Here is a 24,028-nt window from a genome sequence, read left to right on the forward strand (position 1 = left end):
AAACCTGTACAAGTTACAGTTCAATCAGGTCATGAGTGGTATTGATCAGATTTTCATACCCGTCGTCAGTAATAAGAATCTGATCTTCAATCCGAATGCCGCCCCAGTTGGGAATATAAATACCCGGTTCAATGGTGCGGACATTGCCCGCTTCCAAGACCTGTTCACTGTTCGGTCCCATAAAAGGAATTTCATGCACGGCAAGGCCAATCCCATGCCCGATCCCGGTGTAATGGTAATCATAAAAACCGGTGCCTTCAATGGCCCTGATGGATTCTTGATAGACGTCGCAAAGCAGTACACCGGCTTTCATGACGTCCAGTGCATCTTCAAGCATCCGCTTTTCCAAGGCGTAGATTTCCCGCTGTTTAGCGCTGGGCTTACCTACAACCACAGTCCTGGTCATATCGGACATGTAACCGTTAAACTGACAACCAAAATCCATTAATACCAGGTCACCATACTCCACCGCTTTGCCGGAGGGAATGCCATGCAGCAGGGAGGTTCTGGCTCCGGATATCAAAATATTGCCATAGGGCTGAGTATCAGCTCCCTCCAAAACCATATACAAGGACAGCTTGGCAGCAAGCTCTTTCTCGGTAACCCCCACCCGAATATCCTGAATAATTCTGGAAAATGCCCGGCAGGAAATTTCACAGGAGGCCCGAAGACATTCAATTTCCCGGCCGGTCTTAATGGCGCGCATTTTTTCAATAACGTCAATGGTCGAAACCAGTTCAGCCTGAACGCTCGCGCTGAAATTCTTGTGCTGGTGGTAACTTATTGCACTACCTTCAAAACCGATATACTTAAGATTGTGTTTTTTCGCCAGACAACCGACGGCATCGCCTATGGTCTTGCCCGCTGTCCGCCAAACATAAATTTCATATGCCGGACACTCGTTTCCGGCCTGCTCTGTGTAGCGGGGATCAGTAATAAAATAGTACTTTTCCTTTGTAATCAGCAGATAAGAATCACCTCCCGTAAAGCCGCTGATATAGCGAACATTCTCTTTGGCTGCAACAAAAAAACCGTCCAGTCCTGCTTTTTCCATATATGCAATCAGCTTTTTCTCCATAGTTCCTCCTGCTTTTCGGTATTACTGCCGGCTCTGATAAACCATTTTACCGCCAAAATAGACGCATTTGACGTCATTGAGCGCAGCGATGTCCGTGGCAGCATCCCCCCCGACAACCAGAACATCGGCTGTCAAACCTATAGCCAATTGACCGGTAACTGCCGCCAACCCAAGCACCCGGGCAGGGTTTACGGTGGCTGTGCGAATTGCCTCCAGCGGCGTAATACCGTATTCCACCATATAGCCCAGTTCCCGGTTAATGGGCATTGGCGGCGCACCGTAAAGAACCATATCGCTCCCGGCCAGCACGGTAACACCGGTAGCATAAAGCCGTTTAAAATTGTCCCTGTAAGCCCGGGCGGCTGGCTCAAAATAAGCACAATCGCGAGCTGCCGCAGCGGCTACCGGATTGGAAAGATCGCCGCCTTCTGCCTGCAGTTTCCGGCAATATTCATACAGATACGTATAGGCGGTGATGGTTGGTGTCCACGCCTGACCATTTTCAACCATTTTTTCGGCCTGCGCCACTGTCATAAACGTGCCATGTTCAATGGTGTCAAAACCGGCGTTGATGCACATCTCAATCGACGGCTGGGTGCCGGCGTGAACGGCTGTTCTGATGTTCCGGCGGTGACATTCATCCACAGCCGCATTCAGTTCTTCCTGCGTAAATTCCGGGATATCGGAGCGGTGACTGGTCAAAAGCTTAATCCAATCGGCGCCGTCCCGATGCTGACGGCGAATGGCGGCCCGGATATTATCCACCCCATCTACTTGTTCAATCCCGTCAGTATGGCCATGTCCGCCAGTCATACAAATGCCGGCATCGGTATGAATAAGCCGTGGTATGGTGACATAGCCCTTTTCCCCTGCCAACCGCAACTGCTTACATAGATTGTGGGGCGAGCTAAGATCCCGGATGGTTGTTATCCCCTGCGTAAAGGCAGTCTCAGCCTGCTTGGCCGCGTAATAAGCAATAAGAAAATCATCATAATTATCCAAGTCAGGTTGGCTGTAATAATAGCCCAGGTGCACATGCATATCAAACAATCCCGGAAGAATTGTGGCTTTGCCATAATCAACTACGCTTTCATCAGGATAGCGGGACATGATTTCCCGGCCAAGACCTACCTCGCAAATTATCCCCTTGTCTACGACAATCGCCCCATCCTTCAGCAAAGTGGCGCCATCGCCGGTAACCAGATTTTGCGCTGCAATAATCACATTGACTATTCCCCTTTCAGCCTGAATTTTTATTAAAAAGCCGCTTGGGCTGTTAAGCCGAAACGGCTCACGCCAACAATGCCACTTTATTTATCTTTTTACTCACTGTGACTCTTACTGCGGTTATATATTGCAATAATCTTTCCAAGATTCGTTTAATTTTAAAGAAACCAGGAGCTTTACAGCTTCTATGGCAAAAGCCCAAGCTGCTGTTGCCCTTATCCAGCGGAATTTTATACTTTCTGCCTGAAGGAAAACTGATATCGGCACTACCGCAATGTTAATTTAGACGGAAAAATTAAAAACGTCCCATAAATAATACAATATCTTGTGACATTGTATTATTTATGAGACGTTTTACACTAATTTTTTTTGCTGTTAAATATTATTTATTATTATTTCCCAATCAATATTATATTTTTTAATTTTATTATGCAGCGTCTGACGGGGAACGTTTAATGCTCTTGCAGCTTTGGCGCCATTGCCATTGGCTTGTTTGATAGCCTTTTGAATTAACTTCTTTTCATACTCTTTAAGACTGTCCGCCAGTGAAGTAACCGGGATATCTTCCGGCAGTTCTTCCGGTCTTGCTCCGCCTGCCTCTACAGAATGAATGATATGAGGCGGGATATCATATATCTCAATAGTATAGCCCTCAACAAAGTTCATAATACTTTCGATGGTATATTTCAACTCTCTGACATTCCCCGGCCAATGATAGGATTGTAATGCCAGCAAGGCATCCGGTGCAATCCCCGCAACACGCTTGTTTACTTTGTTATTATACATAGTAATGAAGTATTGGGTGAGCGGGGAGATATCCTCTTTTCTTTCCCTAAGTGGAGGAATACTCAAAGATATAACATTTAACCGGTAATATAAATCCTTACGTAAAATCTTCTTTTCTACGATGTAGGCAGGGTGCTCATTGGTGCTGGCTATAATTCTAACATCGACATGCACTGTGCTGGTCCCGCCAACCCTGCGGACAATGCCATCCTGCAGAACACGCAACAGCTTCCCCTGCAATTCTATATCCATGGAGTTAACTTCATCTAAAAAGAGGGTTCCCCTGTCAGCAAGTTCAAATAGTCCCGGTCTATCCTTTGCGCCTGTAAAACTTCCGGCTGTCGTACCAAACAATATACTATCCAGCAGTGTATTTGGCAATGCCGCACAGTTTTGAGCTATAAAAGGTTTATTCTGCCGGGCCTTGCTTGCACTATGGATGGCCTGAACTAAAACTTCTTTGCCAGTCCCGGTTTCACCATACACCAATACCGGTGAAATACTATCAGCTATTTTTTTTGCCTGTTCTTTTATTTTCTTTATCGCTATACTTTCACCAATAATGTCATCAAAAGTATATACAACACCATTACTGCTGTAAGACTTCTCATTACTCTTTTTCTTAAATAATTCTGATTGTAAATTCAAGACTTTCTCTGATAGCTCTTTCACCTGCGTTAAGTCCCGATAGATTTCAAGGGCACCGACAACCTCCCCTTGTGCGATGAGCGGTATCGTCGACGTCACCGTAGATACTTTCTTACCCTGATAATTCATATATGTTTGAACATAATCAACAATCGGCTGTTTATTGCGCAATACCTGGTAGAAGGTACTGCTTTCAGGCGTTAGATCAGGGAAGATTTCTAGTATGTTTTTTCCAATAGCCTTTTCCTGAGTAATGCCTGCTATATTGGTTGCCGGTTCATTATAAAAAGTAACATTAGCATTTCTATCTACCACTAAAATTCCTTCATCCAAATTCATCAAAATTGATTCTAAAAGGAATTTGTAGTCCAATAGCTTCACCTCTCTTATACATAAATGCCCTATAACTATTTACCATCGAAAAGCGAAATCCTGCAGAAATACCACATTCTGAAACATCAAATATTTTGAAGCCTTACATTAAATATTCTGATTTTACTGGATAAAATATTTATCATTGTAGAGATTATCATGAAGCTTCTACCGAATGTCAGAAGCTATAAGAAGACTTAGAGTAACTGACTCTACATATTAATATACCATAAGCCAATATTTTCTGCAGCGCTTACGGCATATTCAGAACCAGCCTAAGAAGAATATCTTTCATCAATTTTACTGATGTACAAGTAAAGTATTCCTTGTTTGTCTAATGCTTATTTTTTATTTATACTAACAATTAAAGATGAGTATTAAAAAACATATAGAGGAGATTATTGATATGAACAATGGTTTTTTTCAAGTTAAACCACCAGTAAACGAACCTGTAAAGGGTTACCTTCCAGGCTCACCCGAGAAAGCCGCTTTAAAGGCAGAACTGGAAAGACAGTTAGCTAATCCGGTTGAACTACCGCTTATTATTGGCGGTAAAAAAGTTCTCTCCGAACAGAAAACAAAAATCACCTGCCCGCATGACCACCAAAAAGTACTGGGTGAATACTATGTAGCCGGTGAAAAAGAACTGCTAATGGCAATTGAAGCCGCCGAAGGCGCCAGAGCCGAATGGGAAAGCATGCCCTGGGAGCATCGCGCCACCATCTTTTTAAAAGCCGCCGATTTACTGACAGGAAAATACCGGGCTAAAGTATCGGCAGCCTGCATGCTGGGACAAAGCAAAAACCCTTACCAGTCGGAAATCGATGTTATCTGCGAAATGGCGGATTTTCTCCGCTTTAATGCGCATTTCGTGCAAGAAATATACAAGCAGCAGCCGCTCAGCACCGACGGGGTCTGGAACCGGGTGGAGTACCGCGCCCTTGACGGTTTTGTAGCTGCCATTACCCCCTTTAACTTTACATCCATCGGTGGCAACCTGTGTACAGCTCCGGCTATGTGCGGCAATACCGTCCTGTGGAAACCGTCGTCAACAGCCGTACTTTCCAATTACTATTTCATGGAAATTCTGCTGGAAGCAGGCTTACCGGCCGGTGTAATCAACTTTGTACCATGCCGCGGCGTAGACTTTGGCAAAATCGTAGTCAGCCATCCCAAGATGGCAGGCTTCCATTTCACCGGCTCTACCGGCGTCTTCAATGACATTTGGAATCAGGTTGGTCAGAACATCGCTAAGTACGTTACCTATCCTCGCCTTGTCGGCGAAACAGGTGGCAAGGACTTTATCTTTGCACACGAGTCGGCAGATGTCGAAGCCCTCACTTGCGCAATGGTGCTTGGCGCTTTCGAATTCCAGGGGCAAAAATGCTCCGCCGCTTCCCGTGCCTATATTCCGGAAAGTATCTGGGGAGAAGTTAAAGGACGCCTGGAAGCGGAAATCAGCCAGATTAAAATGGGTGATGTCTGTGACTTTACCAATCTGATGAACGCGGTTATTGACCGTAAATCATTCGATAATATTAAAAATTACATTGAGTACGCCCGTGAATCCAAAGACGCCGAGATCATCATTGGCGGCAAATGCGATGACAGCGTAGGCTACTTTGTGGAACCTACCGTAATTTTAGCTAAAACACCTGATTTTAAAACCATGGTGGAAGAAATTTTCGGACCAGTCCTGACTGTTTATGTATATCCGGATAACAAACTGGATGAAGCATTGCAGGCATGCGATACGGCCACCGTTTATGGCCTGACAGGTGCTGTGTTTGCCCAGGACAGAGCCGCCATTATTAAACTAGCCAAGGCTCTGGATCATGCCGCAGGCAACTTCTATATCAACGACAAACCAACCGGAGCCGTTGTCGGACAGCAGCCTTTCGGCGGCAGCCGTGCTTCGGGCACAAACGATAAAGCCGGTAGCGCTATCAACCTATACCGCTGGATGAACCAACGCGCTATTAAAGAGACTTTGGTCCCCCGGACAGTTATGAACTATCCTTACATGGTTGAGAAATAAACTTAATTTAACGTAAAGAAAAACCCGCTTCAAGCCATATGGCAGGAAGCGGGTTTTTCTTTACGATCCATATATATTAAACACTTATTTACCGTTTACAGATTCGGAAATACAGGTCACATTTATTGATCCAAAGCGGCTACTTCAGCCTCATAATAACGGAAAGGGGGAATTTTCCTTTATTTTTTACTCTTAATTATAAAAAAAGTATTATATTATAATTAGGGTATTGACTACAGTCAGTGGTACAGTTATAATCACATTGATAATGATTTTCAATTTCGGTATTGATTCAATTTTGAATTGACTGGTGTCAGTCATTAGGTTTTGTACCGGTATGGCAAAATATAAGAAAGGAGTATGTATTTACATAGTCATGGTATATTCTGGCATTAAACTGACTGTTATCAGTCAATATATTAATAATATGTAGCTTACTGCTATAGAAAATGTGGGGAGATCTTGTGAATAAAACAAAAAAACAACTTTTATGTTCCCTGATAAGCAGCGCCGTGCTGCTCTCTATTCCGCAGGCATCCTGGGCAGAAGAGGCGGACGTGCAGGAATATGCATTAGACGAATATGTGGTTACAGCTAACCGGGTGCCGGTCAAGCGAACCGAAATAGCAGCCAATGTCGAAGTAATTACCCGGGCAGAAATTGAAAAAGGCGGCTTTACCAGCGTACCGGAAATTTTAAGGAAGAGCAACGTCACTTTAGAGCAGAACCGCGGCGCCACCGTGCCACTCCTTAATGGGGATGACCGGGTGCTGATTTTAGTTGACGGCCGGCGGATGAACTGGAGCCACCTGGTAGTCAGCGGCAGTGATCATGCGGGAAAAACATTGGATCTGATCCCGGTGGACAATATTGAACGCATCGAGGTTGTCCATGGCCCGGCCTCCTCGCTCTACGGGAGTGATGCTGTGGGCGGGGTTATCAATATCATTACCCGCAAAGCCACTTCCAGCCAGACTGCCGTTACTTCCGAATTCGGCAGTTGGGGCTTCGAGCGGTATGGCCTCACGAGCCAAGGTAAAGCCGATGATATTAGCTACCTGTTCACCTATGAGAAGAAAAAACAGGACAATTTTGAGTATAAAGACCCCAAAACCGGTCAAACCAAAACTCATGCCGATACCCAGCAAGATCAACAATTTATGACCTTACGCCTGGATAAGGAACTGACCGGCGGCCGTTCGCTCACTTTGCAGTTGGAACATACAGAGGATGAATCAGGCTTCGCCGGCTATCTGAAAGAGGACGGCACCAGCGTATATCCCGGCGGATACCGGATTAATAAAGATAACAATATTGCGCTGACCTATCAATGGGGTAAAGATGCCGGCCTCAACAATTCCCTGCGTGTTTATCATAACCGTTTTGAAACTACACATTATAAATCCCTCTCCGCTACCTATGATCTCGCAGCTACCGGCGTAGACTGGCAGCAAAACTGGAAACTAGGTGAAAATCACACCCTGGTAGGCGGCACTGAATGGCGGCAAGAAAAGCTTGAGGACCATGTTTCCATTGACAAAGCCTTTACTACCGGTGCAATTTTTGTGGAAGACCGGTGGAAGCTTCCCAGCGACTGGACACTTTCTTTAGGAACGCGCTATAACCACCATAGTGAGGCCGGCGGCCACTTCACCACACGTCTAAGCGCCAATCGCGAAATTAACGCGACAACCAATGTTTATGCCTCCTGGGGCCAATATGTCAAGAACCCAACCCTTGCGCAAATGTATAGCAATACTATCTTTTGGAAAGGCAATCCCGACCTTAGTCCGGAAACCGGCAATACCATAACCATTGGCATAAATACCGAGCTTGGCAATGGAACCAAGCTGCAAGCCAGCGCCTATCGCAGTCACATTAAGGATGCTATAGACTGGGCATGGAAGGACTGGGAAGGCAACGGCACCGAGTATACCAAGTATACCAATGTCGACAACGAAAAGCGCCGGGGCGTGGATATCAGCCTTACCCGTCAATTATCACCGCAGTGGAGCGTTTCCGGCGGTTACTCCTATGTGAACATTCAATCCAAATCAGATACCGCAACCCAGTATTCGGACGATCCCCGCAACAGTCAGCCTAACAGCTACCGTCTGAATATCGAATACGACCAGGATAAATGGAACAGCATCCTCACGCTGCGCAGGGCCACCGGCCGGGACCTCACCAAGTTCACCGGCAAGGCCTATACCGCCCTCGATATGGTGCTGAACTATAAAATGAATGATCATACCCGCGCCTTCCTGAAATGCTACAACCTCACTAACGAAGCCTATGAGACAACAGGCAGCACCTGGAGCACCACTACCGGTGAATTCCCCATGCCATCCCGAAGTTTCTACCTGGGGCTTGAGCAAAAATTCTAACCCGGCAGCCAAAGGAGATTGCCCGTCAAGACAATCTCCTTTTCTCCTGCCTGCTGGCAATAGCAGCAGGCCAGCTACGCCGTTAAGCCACACTGCCCTGTATTCTTCCGCCAATTAGAAATGCCTGGCGAACCTCACAATTTAGAGGAGAAAACACCTTATGAACTGTATTATCCGGTTGCTTTCTGAAGCAAAAAAATACTATTGGCGACTGGCCGGCGCCGTTGCCGCCATTGTCGCCTATACGGCGATAAACCTCATTGGGCCCGGTCTGATCAGTCAGCTGGTAGACCTGCTGACAGGCAATTTCAGCAAAACCGATATTCCCCGCGTACAGCAGCTTGCCTTTCTGCTTTTAGGCACCTACCTGCTAAGGGCCGTATTCCGTCTGGCCAGTGACTACTGGGCTCATTACGCAGCCTGGAATATTGTCGCTGAAATGCGGGTTAAGGTCTATAACCATATACAAAATTTATCACTCAAATTCTACAGGGACAAACAAACCGGCCAAATCATGAGCCAGGTTGTCAATGATACAGCCCAGTTTGAATTACTCATCGCTCACGCCATTCCTAATATATTAAGCAGCATCCTGATCGTCGCCGGGGTTGCGCTCCTGCTGCTGTTTATCAATCCCTGGCTGGCCTTGCTTACCTTTGTGCCAGTCCCTTTTATGGTAATGTTCAGCCTATACTATACCAGAAGAATTTATCCCGCTTACAGGCAGCATCAGGCCTGTCTGGGCGATATGACCGCCGCACTGCAGGATAATCTGTCCGGCCTAAAGGAAATTCAGCTTTTTGGCCGGCAAGCCTCTGCTTCCGAGCTGTTTAGCAGTCAAACCTACCGTTGGCGTGATGCCGTCATGAAGGTGGTTTGGCTAGGCGGCGTCTATCACCCTACTGTGGAAAGCATTTTATCAATGGGAACTGTCATTGTTGTCGGCTTTGGCGGCGTCATGGCTCTGGACGGCATTTTAAGTGTCGGGGATATTGTCCGGTTTCTGCTATACCTCAGTCTATTTTACGCCCCTATCGCCACGCTGGTTGCCTCAGTTGACAGCCTGTTGCAGGCGGTAGCCGGCGCAGAACGTGTATTTGCCCTGCTGGATGCCGAACCCGATATTAAAGACCAGCCGAATGCTATTAACCTGGCGGCCAGCAAAGGCCATCTGACCTTCAAAGAAGTAGACTTCCGCTATGACCAGGATTCACCGGTGTTAGACAATATTACTTTTGATATACCAGCCGGAAATATGGTGGCCTTCGTCGGCCCGACCGGTGTCGGCAAAACAACCATAGCAGCGCTGATGACCCGTCTTTATGACCCGCAGTCCGGCCAGGTATTGTTAGACGGAACGGATATACGCGATATTTCGCTCGCGGCGCTGCGCAACCAAATCAGTGTCGTTCCGCAGGATGTCTTCTTATTTAATGACTCTATTGCCGCAAATATTGCTTATGGAAAACATACGGCAACCAGGGGAGAAATTATTGAGGCGGCCAGACAAGCTTACATCCATGATTTTATTTCCTCCCTGCCGCAAGGCTATGACTCACTGGTTGGTGAGCGGGGCGTCCTGTTATCCGGCGGTCAGAAACAGCGTCTGGCCATTGCCAGGGCACTGCTTAGGAACTCACCGGTTCTTATTCTGGATGAAGCCACCGCGGCTGTCGATCTGGAGGCGGAAAACAAAATCCAGCAGGCGATTCAACAGCTAGCAGGTAACCGTACCTTGGTGGTTATTGCCCATCGCCTGTCTACCGTTCGCCGGGCCGACAAGATCATCGTTCTCGATAATGCCGCCATTGTTGAGCAGGGAGATCACGACGAACTGCTGGCCGCCGGTGGCCTGTATGCCCGTTTATGCACCTCGCAAATAACCTAATCTTTGAGTAAAATTCCCGATAGGAGATTCATACCGGACATGATGCATATAAATAGACAATATGTTTTTTCGCAACATACCTTTACGCGCCGAAAGGAAAGCTTTATCCTGCTGCTGACAGGCTTAACTATGGGCTTAGCACTGACTATTGTAATGGCAGTTTGTTTAGGAACTGTAAAGATTGTGCCTGAAGAAGCCTGCCGGATTTTGTTATATAAGCTGTTTCATCTGACTGGTAATGATATTCTCGGACCAATCTCAGCCATCCATACGGATATTATCTGGAAAATTCGCCTGCCGCGTGTTTTGCTGGCTGTTATTGCCGGCGCTGGACTGGCGGCCTGCGGCACAGTCATGCAGGCCTCTGTGCAAAATCCGCTGGCCGATCCTTATATCCTGGGTATTGCGGCCGGAGCCTCGTTAGGCGCCACATTTTCCATACTGCTTACCGGAGCGGGAGCGTTTGCCGGCCTGGGAACAGCCTTCTGGGCGTTTGTCGGCGCACTGGCCGCCTGCTTGCTGGTCCTGGCATTGGCAGGTATTGGCGGCCGGTTGTCCACTGTTAAAATGATTTTGGCGGGCACAATCGCCAGCGCCCTGTTTAGCGCTCTCGCCAGCTGCATTATTTACCTTGCTGGTAATGCCGAAGGCATCCGCACAGTTACATTCTGGACGATGGGCTCCCTGGCGGCGGCTAAATGGAGCGGCCTTGCCTTGCCGGCGCTTGGCGTAGTTTTAGGCTGCTTCTTTTTTCTGATTCATTCCCGCCAGCTCAATATCTTGCTGCTCGGCGAAGAGGCCGCCACCACCTTAGGTATTGATTTAGCTAAAGTTCGCCGGAGAAATTTGATAGTAACCGCCCTGATAACCGGCCTGATTGTGGCTGCCTGCGGGGTAATCGGGTTCGTAGGCCTGATTATTCCACATATTGTCCGTGGTTTTGTCGGCTCAGACCACCGCCGCTTGCTCCCGGCCTCCATACTGGTCGGCGCTTTGTTTCTGACCTGGGCCGATGTTCTGGCCCGGTCTGTGTTAGCAAGCGGGGAGTTGCCGATTGGTATTATCACAGCCCTCAGCGGCGCCCCTTTCTTTTTGTATATTCTTTGCAAAAGCTCATTCGGCTTTACCAGTAAATAGGAGGGTTGGTTATGCACCTGTCAGTACAGAAAATCAAGGTAACCCTGGGTAACAAAGATATTATCCGGGAAATCTCCCTGGAGTCCGGCAAAGGCGAGTTCATCGGTCTCATCGGCCCTAACGGCTGCGGTAAGTCCACACTGCTGCGCACTATTTACCGGGTCATTAAACCGAACACCGGCGCCATCCTTTTCGACGGCAAGGATCTAAAAGATATCCGGCTTTCCGATTCTGCCAAAAAAGTGGGCGTGGTTGGCCAGTTTAACCATTTAGATTTTGATCTTACCGTCCTGGAACTGGTCCTGATGGGACGGTCGCCGCATAAAAGTCTGCTGGCGGCAGATACTGCCGAGGATTATGAACTGGCCCTAAGCGCCATTCGCAAAGTAGGGATGGAGAACTATACAGATCGCAATTTTACCACACTTTCCGGCGGCGAGAAGCAGCGTATTCTTCTGGCCAGGGCGCTGGCCCAGCAGCCGCGGTTGCTAATTTTGGATGAGCCGACAAATCATCTGGATATTAAATACCAGCTTCAGCTGCTCTCCATCGTAAAGTCCCTGGGTATCGGCGTACTGGCTGCACTGCATGATCTCAGCCTGGCTGCCATGTACTGCGACAAGCTCTATGTAATGAAAGACGGAAAAATCGTGGCCTGCGGACAACCTAACAAAATTATAACCCCGGAGCTGATTCATGAAGTATATGAGATTGATTGCGCCATACAGAAAAATGCGGCTACCGGCTGCCTGTCCATTTCTTATTATCCAGCCTGCCGGTATGCTTAGCATTCTTTTCCTGTTTATTTTTTCCCTGGCTCTGGCCGGCTGCGGCCAGCCAAGTGCACCGCCACCGGCCGCTACCGCGGCCCATTCCGCGGCTTTCCCAGTAACCATTACCAATTATGACACGGCAGAAAATCCGCTGACCTATACCTACTACCGCTCACCGTTGCGGGTGACAATCACTCACCCTGGTGCAACCGAACTGCTGCTGGAACTCGGGCTTGAGAATCATGTGCTGGCAACCGTAGCGCCGTATGGACCTCCCCTCAGGACAGTGGCCGAAAAATATTCCAGGCTTGCCATCATGCCGGCCAGATATGCGCCGACACCGGAGGAACTATTGAAAATGCAGCCTGATATGATTATCGGCTGGGCTCATCATTTTAGTGACGGCTCCCTGGGGGATGTAAGAACCTGGCATGAACGGGGTATTGCAACATTTATCATGCCCAGTTCCCTTGTGAAGACCAAACCAACTCTTGATAATACCGTCTACTCCCTGCTGGCGGATATCGGCAGGATTTTTGCAGTAGAAGACAAAACTACCAGGCTGATAAAGGACTATCAGGCCCGGATTGCCCGGGTTGAGCAGTCTGTTCGGGGCATTGCCGGCAAGAAAACCGTCATGGTCCTGCAGGATCAGGGCAACGGCCAGTTTATTCTCTATGACAACAGCTACCTTATCAGTACTATGATTACACTTGCCGGCGGAAAACATATCGCCGATAACGTCCTTTCAGCTGCCGGCGCAGAAACAGTACTGGCCTATGATCCGGATTTTATAATATTTGTCTCTTTTAGCAAAAGCAGTACCGAAGAACTCACCGATGCCGAAGCGGTAGCCCACCTGCGGCAACTGGATGAGCTGACAAATATGCGCGCCATTTTAAGCGGCAGTATAATCAACTTACCTTTTTTTACGGTAAACAATGGCGGTGTCCGTACAGTTGACGCAGTCGAAAAAATTGCCCGCCGGTTATATCCGGAAGCGGTTAACTAACGTTGCCCAAACCCTCATTGACAGTAGTATAATTTTACTTTACAATTTAAACTGACGTCAGTCAGTACTGAAGTGAGGTGTTTCCTATTCCCAGAATCACAAAGGATCCTGAAGTTCGCCAGGCCGAATTAATGGATACCGCCTTAGAATTATTTCTGACTACCGGCTATGAAAAAACAACCATTCAGGACATTGTGAAAAAAGTCAATGTGGCCCAGGGCACATTTTACTACTATTTTTCATCAAAAGAAGCCGTAATGGAAGCCATCTTTGCCCGTCATGTCAGGACTATGCTGGGCAGGGCTCAGTCTGCTCATCTGAAAGATATCCCGGTGTTGAAACGACTGCAATTGCTCATCAATAATTTTTACGGGTTGTGCCAATATGATGAGTCAGGCCTGATTGCCAGAATGTTATATAAAGAAAAGCAAGGAGAATTAATCAACAGGCTCTGGCGGCAGATGCAACTGATAGCCGCACCGCTCTTTACCGGTATTCTGGAACAGGGCAATCAGGAGGGTGTGCTTCACGTCCGGCATATTGAAGAATCACTCGCATTCTTTGCCGGGATTATGGCCGCCCTGCTGGAGGCAAGTTCTCCCACGGAATTCGGTCACGAATCAAACCCGGAAGTTATAAATAATAAGCGAATTATTGCGGCCAAGCTCATCGAAACGTTATTCGGCGCCCCTCCCGGCTGTATTCACTTGGAAGAAGCGCAAAATTGCTAAAGTCCTGAAATACGTGATGTATTTTGCTAACTTATCGAGTTGTTTATAGCAAAAAACTGACTTACTATTGTCTGAATATCAGGAGGCAGCCCCAAAGCATCAAAATTATTGAAGACATAGGTCTTAAGCGCTGCTAAAACTTCAGGTGTAAACTCAATTGTGGTTGTGCTGGGCGCCGTCTCCGTAGGCACGTCAACAATTACAACCGTGCTTTCCGGGTTCATGAGAGCGGGCAGATTAATATAAATAAAGTTCACTAAAAGGTCCTGGAAATCCGGTTTTAGCACCGTACGACCCCTCCTCGGATTCTATTACCCCTATTATATGAAGCACTATCGGCGAATGAGCATAAAATAAATTCTTTTTGTAAAAAAAGCAGCCTGCACTCTCTAAATAGAGTGCAGGCTGCTGCTACGCTGTGTTGTAAATCGTCAAACCAATCCGGACAAATCAAATAACCGCTACATATCGTCGCAGCCGCGCTCACCGGCATAGGCCGGCTCAGCTTGTTCTTTCCCCACCGCTTTACCCAGACTATAAACAAGAGGAATTCCAATGGCATGGACTAACAGGAAAGCACCCCAGCCGATCACCGGTCGCATGAGCATCCAGTACATTTTTAACACCCCCTTATTGCCTATAGTGCCCACAGGGAGCTGAATTCTATCCGATGGTCAAATGTACTGTCTGCCAACTTTCAGAAAAGTTTAAGGCGAGTCCAGGATATTCCGGCTAACAGATTGTCTTTGGACTCTCTGCTTCTCAGTTTGAGATAACTAAAAAACTGTCCAAGGAATCTTTCCCAAAGCTGAGCAGCATTATTTTTATGCTCAGGTGATTGCGCTCTGATCTCAATTGTCAGGTCAACCGCCTGTTGTATATCCCGGTAAATTTTATTGATTTTTTCGTCTAATTGGGCAATAGTGGCCATAGTATCCCCCTTCTGTCACTAACCTTTGCTTAGAAATGGATAATGGCTATTTTGCCCAGTGATTTCTGCACCTATTCATACACTACCCATACAAAATCCTGTTTAAGTTGTATATCTTTCCCCTACCAGAATGTTCTGGGCATAATACGTTCCAGTTGCCACACCGGATTGCCCATACAGTCTGCGGGACCAATCTGTTCAGCAATTTCTGTAACCGCCGCGGTGGCTACCACCGGCACACCTAAGAGCCTGGCTGCTTCGGTTACACCTTCAGCACCCCGCTGCACAATTTCAACAGTGGTTTCTTCCGCCATGTGCGTATTATTCAGTACAGCATCCACTCGTCCCAACGTCGCAACGTAATCCAGGATATTATCAACCGTGGACGTAAATGGACGCGACATATTAAGTACAGCAATAATTTTTAAATAGGGGTTATCCAAGGCCCCTTCGACCAGGTTGAAGATCCTGGCGCCGTGAACACCATAGCCCACATCCATAATAATATTGCCTTTACGCCTGAGCACCCAGCGCATAGACCCTTTAATTACATTGCCCGCTTCACCCAGACCGGTAGTATCCCGGGTTTCCCAGGCCACAACATCTATACCCAGTTCTTCCATTTCCTTTTTGATAGGCCGGAGTGTGTAACATGGTTCTACTGTATCCAAATCCACAATGGTCACCGGTAAGCCTTGCTTTCTCAGGTAAATGGCCCGGTTTACCGCGTTTTCACTTTTGCCGCTGGCATACTCGCCAACATAGGCTTCAATGATTGGCTCCGGCTGCTGTGTGTTATTTACAATATTCAATCGCCAACACTCCTTGTCCATTCAATAGGCTTACACCAGGTCTGCCGCCTTGCTAGTTAATAAATATTTTAAACAAAATAAGCAAAACAACTCCTGGTAACCCCAAGAAGCCTGCAATAAGTGCAGTGATCGGATTAATGCCAATCGTAAAGCCGATATAGGCGCCGACAAAGTTAACAGCCCAGAGCATTACGCCCCCAACTAACCCGTTGTATATGAGCTTAAATACCAGTTTTAACGGCATTAAAAACATACGGCCAATAAGATATATTAATATAATCCCAAATGCATAGGCGACAATAACGTTAAATTCCAAGCCAGCCGGTAAAAAATGCATCATGAGTTCCCCTTTCAAGCAAAGTTTGCTTATATTTTATCACGTCAGGGCACCTGGCGTACAGTTCCGGCATCCATTATCCCCGACAAAGCCATGCCGTTCGGGTAATAAAAACCTTCCTGACGCGCTTTCTTTAATAGGTAAATATATCTTCTTTCATAAGCCTTGATGAGAAAAGCTGCATAATCCACCAAGTCCGGGTCGGTAACTGTCTTGTAGTAATTTTGGGCATACAGCCAGTCTCTCCGGGCCTGATCGACAACGGCCGCCATATTAACCGACTCCCTCGAGTCGGGTCGCTCATTATTCCACAGCCCCAGCAGTCTACGCCATACCATCATCCTGATCCCTCCAACATAATTCTTATAATGTTTACTTATCACACTATATGTTGGCCAGTCCTTAAAAATGAAAAATACCGGACAAAATCCGGTATTTTGTATAAACGATCTGCCGGTGGTTAATGAATCCCTTCCTGGCGGGCGCGTTTGAGCAGATATGTATATTTTTTTTCTGCAGCCTGAATGAGATAGGCGGCATAATCCACCAAGTCGGCATCGGAAACATCATTATAATAGTTCAGGGCGCTAAGCCACTCCTGCCGGGCCTGTTCGAGCTGCTCCGCCAAGGGTTGGCATTTGCAAACAGGCGCAGGTTGCGGTAATAGGCCGCCAACTAAATTCATGATTACTGATTTCATGCACATCTCCCCCTGTTTATAGTATTCCCATAAACAGGCAGGTATAAACATGCCTACATTTCGCGCCGATTTTCCAGCGCCTTAGACAGGGTGACCTCATCGGCGTATTCTAAGTCACCGCCTACCGGCAAGCCATGAGCAATGCGGGTAACCTTAACACCGAGCGGCTTTAAAAGCTTGGCGATATACATGGCGGTTGCTTCACCCTCAACATTGGGATTGGTAGCCATGATGACCTCCTGAACCCCGCCGCCGATCCTGGCCAGCAGTTCCTTAATCTTAATATCCTCAGGCCCTATGCCTTCTAACGGCGAAAGTGAACCATGCAGCACATGATACAAACCCTTAAACTCACGGGTGCGTTCCATGGCAGTAACGTCTTTGGGGTCCTCGACCACACAGACAACGGATTTATCCCGGACTTCGGCGCGGCAAATCTGGCAAGGATCGGTATCGGTTAAGTCAAAACAAACCGAGCAATACCCTACCCGTTCTTTGGCAGTCAGTATGGCTTCCGCCAGCGCTGTCGCCTGAGCTTTATCCATCTTAAGTACATGATAAGCCAGCCTGGCAGCCGATTTCGGCCCAATGCCGGGCAGGCGGCGAAAGTGCTCCACAAGCCTGGCAATGGGGGCAATATAGCTCACTATTAAAACATTCCCGGCGGCAGATTAAGACCACCGGTTAATTTGCCCATTTCCTGCGACATCATATCGTCGACTTTAGACATGGCTTCATTAACAGCAGCAGCCACTAAGTCTTCCAGCATTTCCACGTCCTCCGGATCAACGGCAGAAGGGGCTATTTTAATTGCCTGGATCTTTTTTTCACCGGTCACAGTGACTTTCACTGCTCCACCACCGGTAGAAACCTCAATAGTCCTGGCTTTTAGCTCTTCCTGCAGCTTAGCCATATCGGCCTGAAGTTTCTGCACCTTCTTCATCATTCCCGCCATATTTCCCATATTTCCAAACATGGTATCAGCCTCCTAAGCTAATTTTATTCTTCTATTTTAATTACCTTGCCGCCAAACATCATTTGCGCCTGCTTGACGGCCGGGTGGTCCATACCCGGATCATGTTCACCGGCTGACTGAACGGCCTGAGTCGCCTGCCCGGGCGGCGCCTGTGGCGCAGGTACGGTTGGCTTGGCTGCCGGCATGTCAACCCCCAGCGAGCAGATTAGTTTTACCGGATGCCCGGTAACCTGCGTCAGGGTTTTCTCTACAATCGCCCGGTAATCGTCCTTCTCGGTACGCTCCTTGGGAAATGTAGCCGCAAACCGCACCATGGCCTGGGTATCGTTAAGTCCAACTAATTGCCCTTGCATGACACAAGCATGAACCGACCGTTTGCCGCTGGTCATAAGATCCTTTAGAACGGCTGACCACACCTCTTTCAGGTTACCGCTATCAACATTGCTGCCTGCCGGTGGTTCCACCGGCGCAGGCTCCGGCGCCTTAGCAGGTGCAACAGATGCTTGCGGCGGCGGTTGTTGTTGTCTAAGGGAAACATCCGGCGCTTGCACCGGAATCGGCGCTTGCTGCTCACGCGGCGGGACGACAGGCCGCTGGCTGGCAATACCAACACTGGCTCGTTCTGTCACCGTTGCCGGACTGCCGGCTAATCTAGCTTCCAATGCCGCCACCCGCTCCATCAGCGCGGCAAGGTCGCTGTCTTCAGACCGCCGGCACAGGGTAAGCAGCGCCATCTCTACAGCAATACGCGGCTCGCTGGCCCATTTCGATTCGTTGGCAGCGTTGTGCAGTATATCAAGCATGGTCACAAGTTCCTGATGGCTGAACTTGGCACTCTGGGCTGCAAGCACAGCTTTATCATCACTGTATACCTCAATATTTTCGATCGACGGAGCTGCTTTATACAACATCAGACTGCGGGCGTGCAGCGCCATCTCAACAAGCAATTGCCGCACATCCTTGCCCATATTGATAAGTTCGTCAAGCTTTACCAGAACATTGTGCGCGTCCCGCGCTGCCACGGCATCGGTTAACTGCCATACCCACTCATGCCCGATTAAGCCCAAGAGCTGGCGAACATGCGCCGCTGTTATGACAGCAGCTTTTTCAAGAGTAGCGCACTGGTCCAAAATGCTAAGCGCGTCCCGCATACCGCCGTCAGCCTGAGCAGCAATAAGTCTGAGCGACTCGGCATCCGCCTCTATCCCGCTCTGCCCGGCTACCGCCGCCAAACGCTGTTCAATCTCCCTAACGCTGATCCGTCTAAAGTCATAACGCTGACAGCGTGAGTGAATGGTCGCCGGGATTTTATGCGGCTCAGTTGTCGCCAGTACAAAAACCACATGGGCTGGCGGTTCCTCCAACGTTTTTAAGAGCGCATTGAAGGCCTCGGTTGTCAGCATATGCACTTCATCAATTATGTATACCTTATATCGACCGTCCACCGGCGCAAACTTAACCGTTTCCCGCAGGTCCCGAATCTCGTCAATCCCCCGGTTGGAGGCAGCGTCTACCTCGAATACATCCATTGATGAGCCGGCATTAATTTTTTCACAGTTGGCACAGTGATTACAGGGGGTGGATGTTGGCCCCTGCTCACAATTTAATGATTTGGCCAGAATCTTGGCAGTACTGGTCTTGCCTGTGCCACGCGGCCCGGAAAACAAATAGGCATGGGCAATTTTACCGGTAGCAATGGCATTTTTCAGTGTAACACTAATATGCTCCTGACCAACCAAATTATCAAAATCCTGGGGGCGCCATTTGCGATACAACGCTACATAGGCCATCCTACCACCTCCTCACCCGAAAAGACTCCAGCTATGCTAGATGGTTTATATTCAACACCACTAAAATAATTCCCTTTTTCGGGAAAATAATTTATCTATTTGTTCATCCTGATATATAGAATATTCACCGGAAACTGCTGACCATACTTTTTTTCGTAACGTAAGCTCGTTTCAGCTTGCCGAAACGAGCTTACTATTAGCGTAAAGCATCAATTTTCTCAAACAAATCTTTGGCAGGCTGTCCTAGTCGTTTAATATATATTTCCTGTAATGATTTTGCCCGGGCGGCAAACTCGCCCTGATTAGCCACCTCATTAACCTGTATTCCTTTTTCCTTAAGTATGCTCAGCAATTCCACCTCTTCCCGGGCGACAATTTCCCGTTCATAGACTTCTGCCTCCCATGACGCTGTCAGTAATATTGCCTGTTGTTCCGCTGATAGCTTTCGCCAGGATTTCTCGCTAACAAGTAAAACCTGCATAAACAATTGATGATTGGTTAACGACAAATATTTCTGGACCTTATAAAAATTATTGGACAGGATTAAGGAAACCGGATTCTCCTGTCCGGAAACCACATTCTTGTTCAAGCCCATATATACTTCGCCAAACGGCATAGGCGTAGGCGTTGCACCAAGTATTTTAAAACCTTCAATACTAGCCTCGCTCTGCGGTACTCTGAGCCGCATTCCCTTAAGATCATTCAGAGTGTTTATCGGCCGGATGTTATTGGTAATCTGGCGAGTACCGGCATCAAAATAGCACAGAACCCTGAGGCCGTGTTCCCGCAGTCTGCGGTCGATTTCCCTGCCGATCTCCCCGTCAAAAACCCGCATCTCATGCGCCTTGCCGGTATAAAGATAAGGTAGATCAAATATACCGGCAACAGGCTCATAGCTAGCCAGAAATCCTACCGATGAGGTTCCCATGTCTATGGCGCCGCTCCGCATACCCTCATTGCGTTCCCTCATTGTACCCAGTTTGGCATCCTCGTAAACTTCTATTTCCAAAGTTCCGTTTGAATTTTTCCTGACTAATTCGGCTAGCTTCTGCGCTCCTCTGGTTTCCGGCGAGCCAACAGCCGTTTCAGTACCAAGTTTCAAAATAACTTTTGAACCGGACGCTGTATCACCGCGTCCCCCCGCAGGTGAGCAACCGGTCAGTACCCCGCTCACCATAACGAAGGCTCCCGCCAATACTATCATAAAAGACGCAAGCAACCTATGCACTGCTCTTCCTCCCAAGTTCATTCAACAAATTACCGAATTGAGTTACGAGCGAATAAAAACTCCAATGCTTCTTTTTCCGGCAGCGGCCGGCTCATCAAATATCCCTGAATTATATTACAGCCGCAGTCTGCCAAATAAGCCAGCTGTTCCTGACGCTCCACGCCTTCGGCCACTACAATCATATTTAATTCCTGGGCAAATTTCACAAGTGACTTTACCAGGACGGCATCCGGGCCTGGAATTGTATCGATAAACGATTTATCGATTTTTAATGTTTCTACAGGAAACAGCCGCAAGTGGGTAAGGGAAGAGTAGCCTGTGCCGAAATCATCCAGTGCCATCCGGAGTCCCAATCCTTCCAATTGCCGCAGTGTACTTACGCCCTCCTCCAGCGATGTCAATAACGCGCTTTCCGTAATCTCCAGTTCCAGTTGCTGCGGCGTAAAACCGGCATGGGCAATCAGCCTGCGGATAATATTGACCAATTCTTTATCTGCCAATTGTTTAGTCGAAAGATTGACCGACACTCGCAGTTTAGGATACCCCAGCTGCGTAAGTTTGGCAATAAATTGACAAGCTTTGCCCAAAATCCACTCGCCGATGGAAAAAATCAACCGGCTTTCTTCAGCAAGCGGAATGAACTTTGCCGGTGAAACGTTCCCATGTTCGGGACTATGCCAGCGTAATAGCACCTCAAAGCCAGTCACTTTGCCGCTGGCAATTTCAACCTGAGGCTGATATACAAGGGTAAATTCCCGGTTTTCCACCGCCCGGCGCAGACTGTTGGTCAACAGCAGTTTTTCCTGAGCATCTTTGAGCATTACCGGATCAAAAAAGCGCCAGCAGCTTCTGCCGGCTGCTTTTGCAGCATACATGGCCATATCTGCTTTTTTCAGTAATTCTTCCACAGTAGTACCATCCTGCGGATATCTGGCAATACCGATACTTGAGGATAACTGTATGGTAATAGCACCGATGGAATAGTCCCTGCGTAAATGACTTGTAAGTCTTTCCGCCAGCCGGGCAATGCCGGCTGTCTCCTGATATTCCGGCAACAAAACGATAAACCCGTCACTGCCCAGACGGGCAATATACACATCATGGCCCAAACATTCCCGTATTTGTCGTCCGGTATCTACAATTACCTGATCTCCGCCGGAATGACCGAAGTTATCATTAATACTTTTCAGGTCATCCAGATCAATAAACATCACCATACCCGCCGGCAAAACTTTTTCATTTGCCGTCAATTCCAGTTCCAGCCGGTTCATCAGACTGGCCCTGTTGGGTAGGCCGGTCAAGGTATCGTGAAAAGCCATATAGCTTATCTTCTCATGCAACAGCTTCCGTTCCACCAGTTCCTGACGCAAATTTTCCCGGAAGCGGGCGCCATATAAAGCGAGTGAAGCTAAATCGGCATACTGCTGCAGCAGTTCCAGTTCATCTGCTTCCATCTCGCGAATTGTGTCCGACCAGCTAAGCATTAAACATCCGGTCACTTTCTGTTCATCCCGTAATGGCACCATTACAGCTGTACGCAGATTTCTCCACAGTTCTCCCTGTTTGCGCTCGGGGAAACGCTGGTATTCCCGGACATAATGCAGGCGGCCGGTCCGCAGGACCCGGGGAAATAGTCCTTCCTGTATTGGCAGATTTGTATCTAATAACGGAGTGTGTATTCCTCTCACATAACGTATGATGGCAACTTCATTCTCAAATAGTGCAATTGAGCCATCCGCTGCACTTGCCAATTGCAGCGCACTATCCAGTATTGTTTGCATCTGGGTATCTAATTCCGCATTGGTGTCTGTCAACAATTGCACCATGGCCCGGTATTGACACTCACGAAGGCGTAGTTGTCCCTCTGCACTCTGCCGGACTTCGATTTCGCGCATCATTTGTTCGTTAGTATATTGTAACTGCCCGGTAACTACCGTCAGTTCACCATTCATAGCCGTTAGTTCCTCGTTAGCTGCGGTTAGCTCGGCTTCGACCCGAACGCGATCAATCACTTCAGCTGCCAGCGCGATGTTATTCTCCGCCAGCTTATAAACCCCCTGCTCGATCTCCCGGCCTTGACGCAGCAGTAAAAAAGTTAGCCCGGCAAATATTACGAAGGAAAGCATACCATTGGCCATTGCGGCTTCGCGCAGCGCAGCCAGCGCCCGGTCTTTACTCTGAACAGTGACGGCTGCCCAGGACGCCGAATAACCGGGCATCCTCACCGGCGCAAAACTGCATATAAATACGTTTCCCTTAGCATCCTGATATTCCAGTTCACCGGTAATACCATTTAGGGCTTGCAAAACCGCATTCTGAAAACCGGCAGGAACAGCAAAATCCTGCTGCTCCAATTGATAGTCGTTCCCGTATAGTGCCGGAACGCCGCTTGTATCATAAGCTACCAGTTCTTTTTTACCCGTTTTATAATTATGTATCGCCCTGGTATTTTCATTTTCCAGATGAACGATGACTTTTCCCTCATCATCCAGTATATAGGTAAAGCGATCATCACCCCGGTAATAGCGGCCAACGTATTCCTGCAGTTCATCAGTACGCAGCATACCGGCCAAAACCGCAACCATAGTATCGCCTTGCCTAACCGGAAAACAGACGCTATTGGTAATGACAGGCCGATTAAAATCAAAACCGGAGGAATAAAAGGAAGAACTGACAAAAGGTTTTTGCTCTTGTACCGTTTTTTTAAACCACCAGTTCTCGGGCTGAAAAATCAGGTCGCCTTTGATCCGCGCCGTCTGAATACCGTCCGGCACACGTTGAACAATAATATTATCAAAAAAACCGTGCTGCGAGAAACGCTCTTCAATGAATCCCTGTTGCTGCGCCGGTTCCATATTACGAAGCTCCAGGGCCTGAGCCATTTCCCCCACAACACGGTAGGTAGTATCAAAAAAAGAAGATACACCAAAAGCTACAGTCGCGGTGTGCATCCGATTTTCTACTATAATTCGCTCATAATAATCTTTCGATAATAGATAGTAGTTGCCGATATTAAAGAATGCGAACGCCAGTAAGCTCAAGCCGATAATCCAGCTAAACAACAGCGTCGTTTTTTGGCGAATCATAGTGGCCTCCTGCTTGGCAATCCATTACTGATAATATAAATCCTGTATTGTAATATTCTTTCCTTTTTATCATTGTCCTGTATGTCGAACA

General features: G+C 47.9%; 22 protein-coding genes. 7 read left to right on the forward strand and 15 right to left on the reverse strand.

Translation table 11 applies throughout. The annotated features are described in order from the left end of the window. Positions 1–13: 13 nt before the first annotated feature. The 3 genes from SATMO3_RS29115 to SATMO3_RS29125 form a co-directional block, all read right to left on the reverse strand. Positions 14–1,078 (reverse strand): M24 family metallopeptidase, encoded by a 1,065-nt coding sequence (locus SATMO3_RS29115; RefSeq protein WP_371374724.1) that lies wholly within the window; start codon positions 1,076–1,078, stop codon positions 14–16. Between the two features lie 21 nt (positions 1,079–1,099). Then, complete coding sequence (locus SATMO3_RS29120; RefSeq protein ID WP_371374727.1) at positions 1,100–2,302, reverse strand: amidohydrolase family protein; 1,203 nt, start codon at positions 2,300–2,302, stop codon at positions 1,100–1,102. 378 nt (positions 2,303–2,680) lie between these two features. After that, a complete protein-coding gene (locus SATMO3_RS29125; RefSeq protein WP_371374730.1) occupies positions 2,681–4,111 on the reverse strand; it encodes a sigma-54 interaction domain-containing protein in 1,431 nt (476 codons plus the stop codon). 406 nt (positions 4,112–4,517) lie between these two features. Here SATMO3_RS29125 and pruA point away from each other — a divergent pair, with 406 nt between their 5' ends. The 7 genes from pruA (at position 4,518) to SATMO3_RS29160 (ending at position 14,077) form a co-directional block, all read left to right on the forward strand. Beyond that, positions 4,518–6,149, forward strand: coding sequence for an L-glutamate gamma-semialdehyde dehydrogenase (pruA, locus tag SATMO3_RS29130; protein ID WP_371374733.1), 1,632 nt, complete (start codon positions 4,518–4,520; stop codon positions 6,147–6,149). 464 nt (positions 6,150–6,613) lie between these two features. Beyond that, entirely contained in the window at positions 6,614–8,536 is a 1,923-nt protein-coding gene (locus SATMO3_RS29135) for a TonB-dependent receptor plug domain-containing protein (RefSeq protein ID WP_371374736.1), read from the forward strand. A 160-nt stretch (positions 8,537–8,696) separates the two neighbouring features. Further along, positions 8,697–10,424, forward strand: a complete 1,728-nt coding sequence (locus SATMO3_RS29140; protein WP_371374739.1) for an ABC transporter ATP-binding protein — start codon at positions 8,697–8,699, stop codon at positions 10,422–10,424. Positions 10,425–10,463: 39 nt separating this feature from the next. After that, the gene (locus SATMO3_RS29145; RefSeq protein ID WP_371374742.1) at positions 10,464–11,561 is read left to right on the forward strand and encodes a FecCD family ABC transporter permease; all 1,098 of its coding nucleotides are present in this window, start codon (positions 10,464–10,466) and stop codon (positions 11,559–11,561) included. 11 nt (positions 11,562–11,572) lie between these two features. Next, the gene (locus tag SATMO3_RS29150; protein ID WP_371374744.1) at positions 11,573–12,349 is read left to right on the forward strand and encodes an ABC transporter ATP-binding protein; all 777 of its coding nucleotides are present in this window, start codon (positions 11,573–11,575) and stop codon (positions 12,347–12,349) included. Beyond that, positions 12,258–13,346 carry an ABC transporter substrate-binding protein gene (locus SATMO3_RS29155; RefSeq protein ID WP_371374747.1) on the forward strand — a complete coding sequence of 363 codons (1,089 nt, stop codon included), beginning with the start codon at positions 12,258–12,260 and terminating at the stop codon, positions 13,344–13,346. The genes SATMO3_RS29150 and SATMO3_RS29155 overlap by 92 nt, the downstream gene beginning before the upstream one ends. A gap of 131 nt (positions 13,347–13,477) precedes the next feature. Continuing rightward, positions 13,478–14,077 carry a TetR/AcrR family transcriptional regulator gene (locus tag SATMO3_RS29160; RefSeq protein ID WP_371374749.1) on the forward strand — a complete coding sequence of 200 codons (600 nt, stop codon included), beginning with the start codon at positions 13,478–13,480 and terminating at the stop codon, positions 14,075–14,077. 26 nt (positions 14,078–14,103) lie between these two features. Here the strand turns inward: SATMO3_RS29160 and SATMO3_RS29165 are convergent, their stop codons facing one another. The 12 genes from SATMO3_RS29165 to SATMO3_RS29220 form a co-directional block, all read right to left on the reverse strand. Beyond that, a complete protein-coding gene (locus SATMO3_RS29165; protein WP_371374752.1) occupies positions 14,104–14,364 on the reverse strand; it encodes a hypothetical protein in 261 nt (86 codons plus the stop codon). Between the two features lie 174 nt (positions 14,365–14,538). Further along, positions 14,539–14,694 carry a hypothetical protein gene (locus tag SATMO3_RS29170; RefSeq protein WP_371374754.1) on the reverse strand — a complete coding sequence of 52 codons (156 nt, stop codon included), beginning with the start codon at positions 14,692–14,694 and terminating at the stop codon, positions 14,539–14,541. An 80-nt stretch (positions 14,695–14,774) separates the two neighbouring features. Further along, a complete protein-coding gene (locus SATMO3_RS29175; protein ID WP_371374757.1) occupies positions 14,775–15,008 on the reverse strand; it encodes a hypothetical protein in 234 nt (77 codons plus the stop codon). Positions 15,009–15,130: 122 nt separating this feature from the next. Then, positions 15,131–15,820, reverse strand: a complete 690-nt coding sequence (locus SATMO3_RS29180; RefSeq protein ID WP_371374760.1) for a hypothetical protein — start codon at positions 15,818–15,820, stop codon at positions 15,131–15,133. Positions 15,821–15,872: 52 nt separating this feature from the next. Next, complete coding sequence (locus tag SATMO3_RS29185) at positions 15,873–16,160, reverse strand: pro-sigmaK processing inhibitor BofA family protein (protein WP_371374763.1); 288 nt, start codon at positions 16,158–16,160, stop codon at positions 15,873–15,875. Positions 16,161–16,201: 41 nt separating this feature from the next. Then, positions 16,202–16,498 carry a DUF2508 family protein gene (locus SATMO3_RS29190; RefSeq protein ID WP_371374766.1) on the reverse strand — a complete coding sequence of 99 codons (297 nt, stop codon included), beginning with the start codon at positions 16,496–16,498 and terminating at the stop codon, positions 16,202–16,204. A 119-nt stretch (positions 16,499–16,617) separates the two neighbouring features. After that, positions 16,618–16,857: a YaaL family protein gene (locus SATMO3_RS29195; protein WP_371374768.1), complete on the reverse strand. Its 240-nt coding sequence runs from the start codon at positions 16,855–16,857 to the stop codon at positions 16,618–16,620. Positions 16,858–16,910: 53 nt separating this feature from the next. After that, on the reverse strand, positions 16,911–17,504 hold the full coding sequence (gene recR / locus SATMO3_RS29200; protein ID WP_371374770.1) for a recombination mediator RecR: 594 nt from the start codon (positions 17,502–17,504) through the stop codon (positions 16,911–16,913). Positions 17,505–17,506: 2 nt separating this feature from the next. Continuing rightward, positions 17,507–17,833, reverse strand: coding sequence for a YbaB/EbfC family nucleoid-associated protein (locus SATMO3_RS29205; protein ID WP_371374773.1), 327 nt, complete (start codon positions 17,831–17,833; stop codon positions 17,507–17,509). 23 nt (positions 17,834–17,856) lie between these two features. After that, on the reverse strand, positions 17,857–19,623 hold the full coding sequence (dnaX, locus tag SATMO3_RS29210; protein WP_371374775.1) for a DNA polymerase III subunit gamma/tau: 1,767 nt from the start codon (positions 19,621–19,623) through the stop codon (positions 17,857–17,859). Positions 19,624–19,819: 196 nt separating this feature from the next. Next, complete coding sequence (locus tag SATMO3_RS29215) at positions 19,820–20,851, reverse strand: TRAP transporter substrate-binding protein (RefSeq protein ID WP_371374778.1); 1,032 nt, start codon at positions 20,849–20,851, stop codon at positions 19,820–19,822. A 29-nt stretch (positions 20,852–20,880) separates the two neighbouring features. Beyond that, positions 20,881–23,937, reverse strand: a complete 3,057-nt coding sequence (locus tag SATMO3_RS29220) for an EAL domain-containing protein (protein ID WP_371374781.1) — start codon at positions 23,935–23,937, stop codon at positions 20,881–20,883. Between the last annotated feature and the right edge of the window lie 91 nt (positions 23,938–24,028).

The organism is Sporomusa aerivorans, assembly GCF_041428895.1.
Taxonomy (GTDB): Bacteria; Bacillota; Negativicutes; order Sporomusales; family Sporomusaceae; genus Sporomusa; species Sporomusa aerivorans.

What these genes read in the sequence shown, in the direction of transcription:
- SATMO3_RS29115 (WP_371374724.1), bottom strand. Translation starts at nt 1,078, where the DNA reads ATGGAGAAAAAGCTGATTGCATATATGGAAAAAGCAGGACTGGACGGT.
- pruA (WP_371374733.1), top strand. Translation starts at nt 4,518, where the DNA reads ATGAACAATGGTTTTTTTCAAGTTAAACCACCAGTAAACGAACCTGTA.
- SATMO3_RS29140 (WP_371374739.1), top strand. Translation starts at nt 8,697, where the DNA reads ATGAACTGTATTATCCGGTTGCTTTCTGAAGCAAAAAAATACTATTGG.
- SATMO3_RS29145 (WP_371374742.1), top strand. Translation starts at nt 10,464, where the DNA reads ATGATGCATATAAATAGACAATATGTTTTTTCGCAACATACCTTTACG.
- SATMO3_RS29150 (WP_371374744.1), top strand. Translation starts at nt 11,573, where the DNA reads ATGCACCTGTCAGTACAGAAAATCAAGGTAACCCTGGGTAACAAAGAT.
- SATMO3_RS29155 (WP_371374747.1), top strand. Translation starts at nt 12,258, where the DNA reads ATGAAGTATATGAGATTGATTGCGCCATACAGAAAAATGCGGCTACCG.
- SATMO3_RS29160 (WP_371374749.1), top strand. Translation starts at nt 13,478, where the DNA reads ATGGATACCGCCTTAGAATTATTTCTGACTACCGGCTATGAAAAAACA.
- SATMO3_RS29170 (WP_371374754.1), bottom strand. Translation starts at nt 14,694, where the DNA reads ATGTACTGGATGCTCATGCGACCGGTGATCGGCTGGGGTGCTTTCCTG.
- SATMO3_RS29175 (WP_371374757.1), bottom strand. Translation starts at nt 15,008, where the DNA reads ATGGCCACTATTGCCCAATTAGACGAAAAAATCAATAAAATTTACCGG.
- SATMO3_RS29185 (WP_371374763.1), bottom strand. Translation starts at nt 16,160, where the DNA reads ATGATGCATTTTTTACCGGCTGGCTTGGAATTTAACGTTATTGTCGCC.
- SATMO3_RS29190 (WP_371374766.1), bottom strand. Translation starts at nt 16,498, where the DNA reads ATGATGGTATGGCGTAGACTGCTGGGGCTGTGGAATAATGAGCGACCC.
- SATMO3_RS29195 (WP_371374768.1), bottom strand. Translation starts at nt 16,857, where the DNA reads ATGAAATCAGTAATCATGAATTTAGTTGGCGGCCTATTACCGCAACCT.
- SATMO3_RS29205 (WP_371374773.1), bottom strand. Translation starts at nt 17,833, where the DNA reads ATGTTTGGAAATATGGGAAATATGGCGGGAATGATGAAGAAGGTGCAG.
- dnaX (WP_371374775.1), bottom strand. Translation starts at nt 19,623, where the DNA reads ATGGCCTATGTAGCGTTGTATCGCAAATGGCGCCCCCAGGATTTTGAT.
- SATMO3_RS29220 (WP_371374781.1), bottom strand. Translation starts at nt 23,937, where the DNA reads ATGATTCGCCAAAAAACGACGCTGTTGTTTAGCTGGATTATCGGCTTG.